Source organism: Pseudomonas sp. rhizo66, assembly GCF_031931925.1.
In the GTDB taxonomy this organism is placed as follows: domain Bacteria; phylum Pseudomonadota; class Gammaproteobacteria; order Pseudomonadales; family Pseudomonadaceae; genus Aquipseudomonas.
In genome coordinates this window covers 187,116-199,835 of record NZ_JAUJWZ010000008.1, presented here as the reverse complement: position 1 = coordinate 199,835, position 12,720 = coordinate 187,116, and the positions used below count along the sequence as shown (strand labels likewise).

At 62.7% G+C, this 12,720-nt stretch carries 8 protein-coding genes; 3 read left to right on the top strand and 5 right to left on the bottom strand.

Going from position 1 to position 12,720, the window contains the following annotated elements; all coding sequences use genetic code 11:
- Positions 1 to 5: 5 nt before the first annotated feature.
- From QZR14_RS12215 to QZR14_RS12195, 5 genes are all read right to left on the bottom strand, one after another.
- Positions 6 to 626, bottom strand: coding sequence for an SCO family protein (locus tag QZR14_RS12215; RefSeq protein WP_311996679.1), 621 nt, complete (start codon positions 624 to 626; stop codon positions 6 to 8).
- Positions 623 to 1,273 carry an SCO family protein gene (locus QZR14_RS12210; protein WP_250607215.1) on the bottom strand — a complete coding sequence of 217 codons (651 nt, stop codon included), beginning with the start codon at positions 1,271 to 1,273 and terminating at the stop codon, positions 623 to 625. Before QZR14_RS12210 ends, QZR14_RS12215 begins: the two co-directional genes overlap by 4 nt.
- A gap of 14 nt (positions 1,274 to 1,287) precedes the next feature.
- Complete coding sequence (locus QZR14_RS12205; protein WP_311996678.1) at positions 1,288 to 3,210, bottom strand: YncE family protein; 1,923 nt, start codon at positions 3,208 to 3,210, stop codon at positions 1,288 to 1,290.
- A 294-nt stretch (positions 3,211 to 3,504) separates the two neighbouring features.
- Positions 3,505 to 9,336: a manganese-oxidizing multicopper oxidase MnxG gene (gene mnxG / locus QZR14_RS12200; RefSeq protein ID WP_311996677.1), complete on the bottom strand. Its 5,832-nt coding sequence runs from the start codon at positions 9,334 to 9,336 to the stop codon at positions 3,505 to 3,507.
- 200 nt (positions 9,337 to 9,536) lie between these two features.
- A complete protein-coding gene (locus QZR14_RS12195; RefSeq protein WP_311996676.1) occupies positions 9,537 to 10,145 on the bottom strand; it encodes a lytic transglycosylase domain-containing protein in 609 nt (202 codons plus the stop codon).
- A gap of 206 nt (positions 10,146 to 10,351) precedes the next feature.
- Between QZR14_RS12195 and gspG the strand changes: the two genes are divergently transcribed.
- From gspG to QZR14_RS12180, 3 genes are all read left to right on the top strand, one after another.
- Positions 10,352 to 10,780 carry a type II secretion system major pseudopilin GspG gene (gene gspG, locus QZR14_RS12190; RefSeq protein ID WP_311996675.1) on the top strand — a complete coding sequence of 143 codons (429 nt, stop codon included), beginning with the start codon at positions 10,352 to 10,354 and terminating at the stop codon, positions 10,778 to 10,780.
- 14 nt (positions 10,781 to 10,794) lie between these two features.
- The gene (locus QZR14_RS12185) at positions 10,795 to 11,982 is read left to right on the top strand and encodes a type II secretion system F family protein (protein ID WP_311996674.1); all 1,188 of its coding nucleotides are present in this window, start codon (positions 10,795 to 10,797) and stop codon (positions 11,980 to 11,982) included.
- Positions 11,983 to 12,056: 74 nt separating this feature from the next.
- On the top strand, positions 12,057 to 12,605 hold the full coding sequence (locus tag QZR14_RS12180; RefSeq protein ID WP_311996673.1) for a hypothetical protein: 549 nt from the start codon (positions 12,057 to 12,059) through the stop codon (positions 12,603 to 12,605).
- Positions 12,606 to 12,720 lie beyond the last annotated feature (115 nt).

Below are 12,720 nucleotides of genomic sequence, written 5' to 3'. Positions count from 1 at the left end.
CGAACTCAGCGGCCGGCCACGGGCATTGTCAGCAACTGCAAGCGCTGGGCAATGGCGGCGGCCGGAGCGTCGGGACGGATTTTGCTCCAGCGTTTATTGGCGACATCGCCGACGATCAGCTGCGTGGAATGTTGCTCGGGCGTCGGTACGATCTGGCCGATGCGGCTCAATACCAGGTCCATCTGCGCTTTGTCGCCGGTAAGAAAAAGCCAATGAGGGTCATCGGATCCCTGCTTCAAGGTGTAAGCCTTGAGCACCGCTGGCGTGTCGCGCAGCGGGTCACTGGTAAGGGAAATGAAGGTGATGTCCGGCGCCTTGTCGCCCAACAACTCGCGGACTTCTTTGAGCTTTTGGGTGATCAGCGGGCAGGCATCGTTGCAACTGGTGAAAATGACGTTGAGGAGCACTACGCGGTTTTGCAGTGCATCGCTGTAGAAGCGCAGGGTTTCGCCATTTTGATCCTGCAACAGCGTGTCGGTGAACCAGGTTTTCGCGTCGTGAGTGCCTTTGGCCGGCGCGGCGACCACGGCGGCTGGCGGCTCAGAGATGTGGTCTTCGTGAGCGAACGCGACGTTACCGAGAATCCAGAAGCACAGGGTCAGGGAGATCCAGTCGAGCAGTCTCATGGCTGTTGCTCCATGGCGATGGCGGTGTGTTTGGCGTGGGTGCGCAGGCCGCTGAGTTTTTCCACTTCCTTGGCCAGCAGTGCCGGATCGGTGAAGCCGTAGTAGCGCATCCAGTGGCGGCTGTTGCCATCGCCGACGAGGATCAGCGGCTGGTGATTTTTGAAGTCGCCGCTGAAATTGCCGAGGCCTTTGAGGGTTTCATTGATCGACTGCGGCGAGCCGGTCAGCCAGCTCCAGCCCGGGCCGCGCTGGAAGGTGCGCGCATAATCCTGCAGGCGTTTCGGGTCGTCACGTTGCGGGTCGATGCTGATCGACACCAGTTGCACTTCTTCGCCGACCCGCGCACCGAGTTGTTTCTGCACCTTGCCCATGATCGACGAGACCACCGGGCACACCGTGGTGCAACTGGTGTAGATAAAGCTCATGACGACGATTTTGCCCTGCACCAGATCCTGCTCCAGGCGCACGGTTTTGCCGGTCTGGTCGAGCAGCGGCACGTTGGCGAATTTCACCTGAGCATGCTCTTGAGTACTGCTGGCCGGGGCCTTGTGCCCGGCGTGTTCGTCTGTCGAATGGGCGTTGGCGTGTTGAACGCCGAGGCTCAACAGGCACAGGGTCAGCAGGCCACTGGATGCAAATCGGTTCATGTTGAAACTCCTCGTCAACGGGCCTGGCCGGGGGCTACCCGAACACTGGCAAAGGTCTTGTCATCGAAACCGGCGCCCAACGATGCCGCACGCACATGCAGGTACCAGGCGCCGCTGCGGTCGAGGGTGATCGGCGCTTCGTAAACGCCGTCGGCGACTTCCAGCGCCGCCACTTCACGCGGGTGCGAGGTGGGTGCGAGGTAGTAGCGCAGTTGCACGTCTTTCACACCGCTGCGCTGGGTTTTGTCTTTGCCTTGGACGATGCGGAAGCGCACGACGTAGGGGTCGTTGAGCGTCACGGCAGTCTTGTCGAGAAGGAACTCGACTTTCGGCTGGCCGAGGTGTTTTTGCGGTTTGCCGTCAGGCTCAATCTGCGCGGTAAAGCAGTGAATGATGTTCGGCTGGTTGAGCAGAAACGCCACGTCAAAGCGCCCCGCCGCCGGCAGCTTCACCCGCGCGCTGTAGAGCCCCGGCGAGACTTCGCGCAGGCTGCGGTCGATGACCATGGCGGCACGGGCGATCTGGCCACGGTTGGGGTAACCGGACATCGGCGCGTTCATGCCTTCGGCGTAAAAGTAAGTGGTGTTGTCGACCGGGTTGACCACGAACACCGCGTTATCGTCGCGCGACACTGCCAGGCTTGAGGCCAGCGGTAAATCCCCGGCCAGGCGCGGCGCTTGCGGGCCGGCCTCGAAACCCTGGCTGATCGGTTGGCGGCCTTCGCCCAAGGAAGACAGGTTGATCATGGTGACTTTCGGCGAAGCCAGTCCGCGGATGTACGCGTAGGCCTGGGTGAACACCACTTGGTAGGGTTCGGCGCTGACGTCCAGATCATGGATGGCGCTGTTGGTCGCGGCGTCGATGACCGTGGCGCGGTTTTCCAAAGTGTTGAGCACAACGCCGAAGCGGCCGTCGGCGCTGAAGCCCATGGGGCCGAGGCCTTGCTGCAACTTGATCACCCGGCGGAGGGTGTGAGTGCTGGCGTCGATCACGCTCACGGTGCCGTCCTTGCCGTCGGCCACATACACCGCGCCGGACAGTGGCGAATAGGCGACTGACAGGGGATGCGAGCCGGTTTTGATCTGCTGGACGATGTTCAGGCTGGCAATGTCGACCACGCTGACGGTGCCATCGTCGCGGTTGCTGACAAAGGCGAAACGGCTGTCCTTGCTGAAGCTGATTTCGTGGTGGCCGCGCCCGGTCTGCAGATGTTTGAGGGGTTTGAGGCTTTGGCTGTCGATCACCGTCACCCCGGACTCATTGGCTTTGCTGGCGTTGTTGCCGACCCACAGCAGACGTTCATCCGGTTGCAGCGCCACGCGTACGGGTTGGCTGCCGGCGGCGATCGAGTCGAGAACTTTGAATTGTTCGCTGTCGATGACGGCCACTTCGCCCGCTGTCGGCATCGAGACGAATACGCGTTTGTTGTCTTTGGGCGTGACCCAGTCCATCGGCGGTTGCTTGAGTTCGATCCGCGCCAGGGTGCTGGTGATACCGCCGACCGACACCGACGGATCGACCACGGCAATGCTGGCGTCGCGGTTCATCACCAGCAGGAAATAGCTGTTGAGGTCGAGCAACGGTCGCGCACCGATGTTGGATTTGAGAAACACCCCGACCCGCGCTTTGCAGCTCTGGTCACGGCCCTGGGCTTGATCGGCGGCGAGGGTTTGCGGATCGACCCAGGCACCCGGCGCTACCCCGGACAACGGCTGGCCGGAAGCGCTGTCGGTGACGCGGAACTGCACATCGGCGAATTCGCCTTCGCGCAGTTTGCCGTCGGCGGCCAGTGGCTTGAGCTTGAAATCCACCGCCACACCGTCACGGTTCAGCATCTGACTGGCCCCCGTTTGCGCCAGGGCAATCTCACTCAGCGTCAGCAACGCCCCGGTCAGGGCCAGCGTGCAAATACCGATGATGTTGATGATCCTGTTCATACCACCCTCCCCTCATTTGCAAACCTATTCCCTGTAGGCCTTCGCCTGCTCGCGATGGCGTCATCCGCCTTACCATCCGAGACCGAGTTGCCCCAATCGCGAGCAGGCGAAGGCCTACATGGGATTTGCATTCATCCCGCCAACCTCACTGCCCACCGAAGACCCTGTGGGAGCTGGCTTGCCAGCGATGGCGTCCTTTCCGTCACATCAATGGCGCCTGTGCCGCCGTCATCGCTGGCAAGCCAGCTCCCACAAGGATTTGCATCCACAGGCATGTTGTCGTTGCACCTGCTTCTACTGCCCCTGCGGCGCCGGTTCCGGTTCGTTTGTGACCCGCAGCAAGCCCCACAAACCGGAGGTGTTGCCGTAGGCGGCGTAGTCGCGAAACAGGTAGTCCCCCGGGATCGCGTTGCTGCCGCCAGCACTCGGGATCATGAAGCTGAAGTGCGCGGCCGGCAGGATGCTTTCGTGGGCGCCGATGTACATCGACATCGGGTTGTAGCCGAAGCGCACCGAACCGACGCCCGGCGAACCCATCGGATAACCACCGACATCGCTCTTCTCGGCCTGGAACGGGTTCACCGACCAGACATGCCCGTCGAGCTGGAACGTGGTGCCACGACTGCCACCGCTCGGCATCAGAATGTGCGTACGCAATGGCTGCCCGGGTTTGGCATACAGCACCGGCGTCTGCGGATCACCGCCGACCAACGCATTGCTGTAAGCCATGTGCGCATTGGTCATGTCGCCATAACCCGCGCCATCGGCATGCCCGAACGGTGCATCCGGGGCGAGGCCGAAGCGATACCACAGCGGTTCGGTCTTGTAGTTGATCGCCATGCTCGAGTTGTCCTGCGGATCGGTCGGCACGCCGAAGCCCTCAGCGGCGATCCCCTCCACCGGCCGGCCATTGGCCCAACGGGTGTTCAACGCCTTGTGCCAGACCATCGCAAAGTCGCGGTAGCTGGTTTGCCCAGGCGCGGTGACCGTGGCGTTGACCTTGCGCGCATCGTCGACCCAGGTCGCGCCGATCGGCAGGATGCTCATCGCCCCACCGAGGCCTTTTTGCGGCTGCTTGATCACGTCCGCCGGGGTGATGTTCAAGCCACCGAACTCGACCGCCGTGGCGTTGATGTTGTCGACGCTGCGGCCCAGTTGCGTCACCGGTTTACCTTCACGCTCCAGGTGCCCGGCGTAGTACTGATAGGTCCGGGTCGGGTACGCGCCGCTGCTGCCGACACGCGGTGGCACGGTCTGGATCGGGTTGGCGCCGACGTTGGCGCCGTCGGATTTGGTGATGTCGTAGGCCAGCAGTTGTGCATGCAGACCGACGTGGCTGGACGGCCGCATCAGGTTGTTGCTGAAGGTGGTCGAACCCAGACCGCTGTTGCGATCACGCTTGACCATGCCTTGCATCACCGCAGTCTGGGTCAGATCAGGCATCACGCTCGGCAAACGGTTTTCCAGGGTGATGTTGATGCAGTCCCCCGCCGCTGCGCGCAGCACCAGCGGTTCCACCGGGATGCCGGGTTTGAGCTTGCCGCTGACCGGATCGAGATCGGATTTACGCACATACAGAATCGCCGTCGGATCATGCAGCGGCCCGCTCTGCCCGCCGATGGTGATGGTTTCGCCATCCTCCGGATCGGTCACGGTGACTTGTGGAATGCTCACCGTGCGCGAGTTCAGCACCAGGGTGCCGCCCGCTGGATTGAGCGGCCCGCCGACATGCTGGCCAAGCCCTTCGGGATCGCCGATGGTCAGGCCCAGCGCATTGCCGAGGATGTCATTAGCCAGCGCCGCGACTACTTCATAGTTGCGCTGCACAGTGGGCCGGGTGCCAATGCCATTAGGGTTGGCGCCATAGCGCGGGCAACTGCCCTCGAACGCCACGGTGTTGCGCATGCCCGCCGGGCTCGGGTTGTTCGGGATGGCGAACAGGTCGGCGCGTTTGGCGGTGTAGTTGCGCATCACGCCCCAGATACCGCTCCAGTAGCCTTCGATCGAAGCGTCCATCGAGTACAGATAATCGCCCGTGGTCGCCGCCGAACTGGAGAGCATCGACACCGGCGCAATGAAGCCCATCTGCTCGGAGATGCCGATCATCTGCGACGCACGCCAGCCGGAGTTGGAGCTGTTACCGAAACCGGAACCGCTCTGCAGCCATTTCACACCGTGCAGGGTGACGTTGTGCTCTTCTTCATGGCCGCCGGCATGCACCCGCAGCCGCACGTTATCGCCAGTGTAGGTGCGCAGCATCGGCGTGAACGGATCACCCGGTTCGGCGCCGCCCTTGTTGATGTGCGGCGGGAACAGCGTGGTGCCACCGGTTGGGCCGGTCGCCGAGGTGAGCAGATTCGGCGCCAGGTTCATCGCCGGAATCGCCCGGTCGGTACGGCTTTGCATGGCGAACGCCAGATCACCGCCGAGGCCGTCGGCCTGCATGCCGCGCTTGCCGTCCGGGCCGACCTTGTTCGGGTCGTACACGCGCAGGGCCAGCGGCTCGTTGCGATAGTTGACGACGAACATGCCCGGGTCATCCACAGAGATTGCTTGCGGACATGGCCGGCTCGGGCAGCCCGGGACCTGACCGCCCTGCACTTCCAGCACCCCTTCAAGCAGGTTGCTGGCGTTGTTGCGCACTGGCGGGTTGATCGCGTAGCGGAAGCTGTCGGCGGTGGCCGGGAACGCCTGCGCATTCGGCACGCCGTTGGGGCCGGCACCGACGTAGACGCCAGCCTCATAGGCGTGCTGGAAGTCGCTGTACTCAAGGAAGAACTCGCGGAAGCTGTCGTTCTTGCCATCGCCGTCGAGGTCGCCGGTATTGATCACCGCTTGCCACGAGGTCGGCCCGCCGTCCTGCCGCGAGCCGCTGTACAGAGGCTCGCCGGTTTCGGCGTGGAACCAGGTGGAACCGGCCGGTTCCGCTAGCACGGTCGCGTACAGACCGATCTGTTGGTGCGTCGATGGGCCGAGGTGGTCGTGGGTGAAGATGGTGCCGAGGCCACGATCGACGCCTTTGGCGTTGACCACCGGATCGACGAACCAGCGCTGCATCGCCGTGCGCGCACCGAGCCAGTCGGCGCGGCCGTACTGGCCGAAGAATGGGTGGTTCCTGGCTTTCGGGCAGGCCTGAGTACCGTCACGTGGATCGGTGCCGGCGCACTGGTTGAACTCGCGGATCGCGTGGATGCGTTCCTGCACGGCGCCGGGCGAGAGCACGCCATCCTCGTAGTTCCAGCCGTTGGACGAGCCGTCCGCCGAGGTCAGATCCCACTTCGGCAAGTGGATGTGCTGGCCGATCACGTCGGTCGGCGTGCGCACCTGATAATCGTCCATCTCGTAAGTGGCCGGCACCAGGTTGGTTTGCTGGTATTGCACGCAATCGAAGGTGTTCATGCGCATCACCAGCGGCTCTGGCGGACGCTGCTTGGTGATCACCGGCCAGGCGTCCTCCCACAGCGCCAGAATGCGCGCCTGCGGAAAGTGATAACCGACCTTGTTGTACACCGCGTCGAACTGGATGTTGGCGGCTTTGTAGATGCGTGGGCGGTCGGCGGTGAAGGTCGAGGCGCCGACAAAGGACATGCCGTCGACGCGCTCACCGCTGGCGAACTCGCCGCTGCCGGCGTTGCTGGTCAGGCGTTTTTGCCGATCGTCCATGCACGGTTCGTAATACGGTGCGCCCGCCATTGGCAAGGCACCGTTGGTGCGGAACGCCTTGGCCACCACCTGATTACCGGGCAGCAAGGCGTAGCTTGGGTGATCCTTTTTCGCGTGGAAAGCCATCGCAGCCTGTTCGACCTCGGTGCCTTCTTCCGGCAGGTAAATCGGTTTGGCGCGGGTGACTTCCTTGGAAAAGTCCAGCGAAGTGGTCACGGTGTGCGCTTCGCCACCGGCCGCGACGCCGTCCAGTGCGTGCCGCTGCAAGCCGCCATCCCAGCCGCCGGACTGCGCCGGGTCGAGGTTGGCCCACAGCGCTTTGCCGCTGGCCTTGAGCGATTGCGCGGTGGCTGCGTCGAGCATGTCCAGTGGCGGCGTTGGCGGACGTTGGCCGACCGAGCTTTCCATGCCGCCGATCCAGAACGGGTAGCCAGGGTTCTTCAGACTGCCGTCGGCATTGCGGTTGGCTTCGCTGCGATCGACCAGCGCCAGTGAGCCGATGGCTTGACCGCCGGCGTTGCCGCCATGGTGTTCACCGTCGTCATCGCCCTCTTCTTCGTCATCGTCGTCATCATTGCCGGCGACCAGGGTTTCACCGATCTTCGGCACGACCACGACTTTGCCCGGCATTGGCGCCATGGCTTTGCCCGGAAGCGGCACAATGGCCGGAATTGGCGTACCGGCGACGATTTCACCATCGGGCAAGGCCCGTGCACCGGCTGCCGGTTTGCCACTGCGCAAGGCAAACGGTTCGCTGTGATAGCCATCGGCGCCCTGCTGCGAAACATCGAGGCGGGTGCCTTCTTCGAACACATCGTGCACCCGCCACATGGCCCACATGCCTTGGGCGAAGTGTGGATAGAAATGGCAGTGATAGATCGCATCACCGGCTACGCGGTTGCGGTTGCCTGAACCACCGTTGGCGATTTCATAGGTATAACCGGCACCCGGCCCGATGCCTTGGGCGTCGACGTAATCGGAGTTGTCGTCATTGGGGTTGAACAGCCACTGATGGCCGTGCAGGTGGAAAATGTGCTGCTCGTGGCCATTGTGGGTGTTGCGGAATTTGACGAAGTCACCGATGTAGCTGTGGTTGACGTTGGACGGCTCCGACGGGTACAGGGCCATGGTCGCTTTCACACCGATCTGATCGGCGCGTGGTGTCTGGCCCGGGGCGATGTTCTCCAGCCCGGTGTTGGCCGGCACATCCACCAGCATCGCCACATCGCCGACGGTGTGCGAACTGAGGAAGAATTCTTCATAGGCACACGACAGGCAGTCGTGCATCGGCCCCACGCCCAAGCGGTTGGCGACCACTTCGGCGCCCATGCCGCCGGAGCCGTAGTTGATCATGAACGAGTCGCGGGTCGGCTCCAGCACATGGGCCATTACCGGGTCAGCCCAATAGGCCGGGAATGCTTGGGTGGCGGCGGTTTCGTCCTGGAACTGCGAGGCAAAATCGCGGAACGGTTCCAAGCGGTTGGGGATCGCCGGGTTGCGTTTGCCCATCGACTCCAGCGGATAGGTGCTGGACGGAAAACTGCCGTCGGCGTTGCTACCCATGACGATCGCATCGCTTTCGCTGGAAATGATTTCACTGCCGTCGACCATGTTGATGATCGGTGTGCCGGCCTTGCCTTCACGCAACCACGGTTCGCGCTGCGGGTAACGCGCCTGGTAATCAACGATCGGTTGGCCGGTGGGTGCGCGGCCAGTCGTGGCCAGGCGCATTTCCTCTTCGGTGAGGGTATTGCGATAGCTGCGACCGCCCTTGGGCAGCACGACGACCTGGCCGAACAAGCCATTGGCAACGTTGCCGGCCGCGCCTTCGCCGCCAAACGTCGCGCCACGGCTGCTGACGGCAAACGCGCCTTCTCGTTCGGCGAACAAGGTGTAGGAACGGCTCGCACCCGGTGGCACCAGACTGTTGGCGTTGCGGCCGGTGAACGAGGAAATGTCATCGATGCTGTTCACCGCCTGCAGGCCGTTGACCTGGAAACCGACGTGACGGTCGGCGACCTGCTCGTCGACTTTGAAGTCCTCCGCGCCGTTGGCGTTTGCGCCCTCCTCCTCGCCCTCGTTTTCAAAGTGCTTGTTGGGGTTGGCCTGATAGTCCAGCAGGTTCTGCAGATTGATCGTCAGGCAATCCCCGGCGGCCACGCGCAACACCAGCGGCCGTGGACGCTTGTCCGGACGCAGCGAAACTTTGCCCGGCACCGCAGCGCCACCGTACGCCAGCGACTGCTCATGCTCATCGACCACATCGCGGCGCAGGGCATACATCATGCCGTTGATGTTCTGCGCACCGAGGCGGTTGAACATCAGCGGTTGATCGAAGGCGACGACGTTGGCCACCAGGTTGCGCTCGCAACGCACGGCTGCGCCGGCCAGTTCGACGCTGAGTATCGAAGCCAGAATCAGCAGCCAGTTCAACAGAGACGGAGGGTGATGGATGCCAACCATGATCAGTAACCTCGTAGTGGGTGCTCGCAGGAACACTTCTCGACAAATGCCCCGGAGCAAGCCGCGTGCCACAAAAATTTTCATTAGCGTTCAATCAGTTACCGCGAGCACTTGAGAATCCGGGGGATATTCCCCACCCTTTTTCCCCATTTTTCGGGTCTATCCGGTTGGCCCCGAAAGTGGGGAAAACCGGGTTGGACTCACAACGGCGCATCCATGGCCAAGCCCTGCAAACGCCGGTACTGGCGCAACACATTCGGCACATACCGCTGGGTTTCGGCGAACGGTGGAATCACCCGACCACGGCTTAGCACTGCGTCGGGCCCGGCGTTGTAGGCCGCCACGGCGAGGGCGATGTCGTTGTCGAACAGGGTCATCAGACGCTTGAGGTATTTGGCCCCGCCCTGGATGTTGGCCTTGGGGTCGTAGACATCGGTCACGCCCAGCTCGCGGGCGGTGTCGGGCATCAACTGCATCAGCCCGCCTGCGCCTTTGGATGAAGTGGCGCCGGGGTTGTAACGGGATTCGGCGTTGATCACCGCGTGCAGCAGCGCCTCGGGCAATTGATTGACCTTGGCCGCCGCCGACACCAGTTCCGCGTAGGGCTGGTTGGCGATCATTTGCGGCTGCTGATCAAGGCTGGCCACTGCGGCGTCAGCCTCGCGGATCACCCGTTCGTAGGTGCGTCCGGGCCGGTGAACGTTGGACAGCACGTAGCTGCCCTTGGCGTCCACCGAGATGAACACATCGGCTTGCGCGGCGCCGCTGAGCAGCACACAGCCGAGCAATCCGCTGGCAAGAAATTTCATGTCGGGCCTCCCCGGATCGACCCCGATAAATTGGGGGAAATGCCCCAATGGCCGATCACGTTTGAGCCATACGCAAGCACTGTGCCGACTCTTTAAATGCCCGGTTTACAAGGGTTTCAGCCAATCAGGTGGTTTTCAGTGGGGGCTGAGCATGGCAATTGCATAAGCCGTTCAGGCGACACGGCTGCCACTCACGGGAGGTCATCATGAAGCTGCAATATCGTCCGCGTGGCCAACGCGGTTTTACCCTGCTCGAATTGCTCGTGGTGCTGGTGGTGCTCGGCCTGTTGGCCGGGATCGTCGCGCCGAAATACTTCGCCCAACTCGGTCGCTCGGAAGTGAAAGTGGCCAAAGCGCAGATCGAAGGGTTGAGCAAAGCGCTGGATATCTATCGGCTGGAAGTCGGTCACTACCCGTCCACCGAACAGGGCTTGCAGGCCTTGGTCACCGCACCGAGCGACGAGGCGAAATGGACGGGACCGTATTTGCAGAAAAAGCTGCCGCAGGATCCCTGGGGACGTAATTACGCCTACCGCTATCCGGGCGAAAACAGCGAGTACGACTTGCTGTCGATGGGCAAGGACGGCCAGCCCGGCGGCGAAGGTGAAAACGCCGAAGTGACCAACTGGCAGTAAACGGAGCGCGGCCCATGCGATTTCATGTGAAAGCGGTTGGCAAGGCTGGGGTGGTGTCCTTGAGTGTGGAGGCACCCGGCGACAGCGAGGCGCGGCGGATCGCCGAAGATCAGGGATTGCGCGTGCTCAGCGCGCACGCCGACAAGCATTGGCGTTCGCTGAAACTGCGCCAGCGCGAGACCTTCAACCTGGTGTTGTTCAGCCAGGAACTGACCACCCTGCTCAATGCCGGCCTGCCGTTGATCGATGCGCTGGAAAGCCTCGCCGAAAAAGAAACCGCCCCCGCCGCCCGCAAAACCTTGAGTGAGCTGGTGCGCCTGCTGTACGAGGGCAAGTCCTTCTCGCAGGCGTTGGGCCAGTTGTCGGCGGTGTTCCCGCCGCTGTACGTGGCGCTGGTACAGTCCAGCGAGAAAACCGGCGCGGTCGGCGATGCGCTGGGTCGTTACGTCAGTTACCGCCAGCGCATGGACGAGGTGCGCCAGAAGATCATCAGCGCCTCGATCTACCCGATGCTGTTGCTGATCGTCGGCGGTGGTGTGGTGTTGTTCCTGATGGGTTATGTGGTGCCGCGTTTCAGTCTGGTGTTTGAAGGGCTGGGCGATAACTTGCCGTGGCTGTCGCAGGTGTTGATGAGCAGCGGCATGTTTTTGCATGCGCATCAGGCCGAGTTCTTCGCTGGGTTGGCAGCTATTGTCATCGCCCTCGCCGTGCTGCAAAAGCAACCGGCGGTTCGCCGTGGGCTGGATCGGCTGGTGGAGAAACTGCCGGCCGTCCATCAACGGATTTTCATGTATGAACTGGCGCGCTTTTATCGGTCGTTGGGGATTCTGCTGCAAGGCGGGATTCCGCTGGTGACCGCCATGGCCATGGTGCGTGGCTTGCTCACCGTCGCTTCGCGGACGCGCCTGGATCAAGCCTGCGAGCGGGTGCGCGAGGGACAATCGCTGTCTACCGCGCTGGAACTCAATCACCTGGTGACGCCGGTCTCGCTACGATTGCTGCGCGCGGGCGAACAGTCCGGCAACCTCGGGCAGATGATGGAACGTAGCGCCGATTTCTACGACGAGGAAATCAGCCGCTGGCTGGAGTGGTTCGTGAAATTGTTCGAACCGCTGCTGATGACCTTCATCGGCCTGCTCATCGGGGTCATCGTGATTCTGATGTACATCCCGATTTTCGAATTGGCGTCGAGTATTCACTGACCGCGGGAACGGGTCCGGTCCCTGCAACAATGCACTTTTACGTTCCCAACAAAACCACAAAGACGGAGAACGATATGCACATTCAAAAGCTCGTGCTCGCAATGGCCATCGGCGCAGTTCTGTCGGCGTCTACGGTGCTGATTCCGGACAGTGTGTCGGGCGTGTCCAGTGCTCATGCCAAGGATGGGGGGAGCGGTGGTGGTGGAGGTAGTGGCGGTGGAGGCGGAAGTGGTGGCGGTGGCGGTGGTGGAAGTGGCGGTGGAGGTGGTGGTCATGGCGGCAACGGCGGTGGTAGCGGCGGTGGAGGTGGCGGTCATGGCGGCAGCGGCGGTGGTAGTGGCGGTGGCAACGGTGGCGGTCATGGCGGCGGCAACAGTGGCAGCGGTGGCGGTGGCGGTGGCGGCAACAGTGGCCACAGCGGCAGCGACCACGGCTCCGGACACTCGGGCGACAGCGCCTCATCCGGCCGCAGCGGCACGCACGCCGAAGCGGGGGATGACCATGGCGTCCACCGCGCCGGTGAAGTCGGCGATGACCACGGGGTCCACCGTGCCGGCGAAGTCGGCGATGATCGTGGCGTACATGTCGGCGGCGAGCCGGGCGATGACAAGCGCGCCAACTGATTTTTAAAAACACCACAAAACCTGTGGGAGCTGGCTTGCCAGCGATGAGGCCCGATCAGGAAAAGTTGTACTGCCTGCCCCGCCGCCATCGCTGGCAAGCCAGCTCCCACAGGGT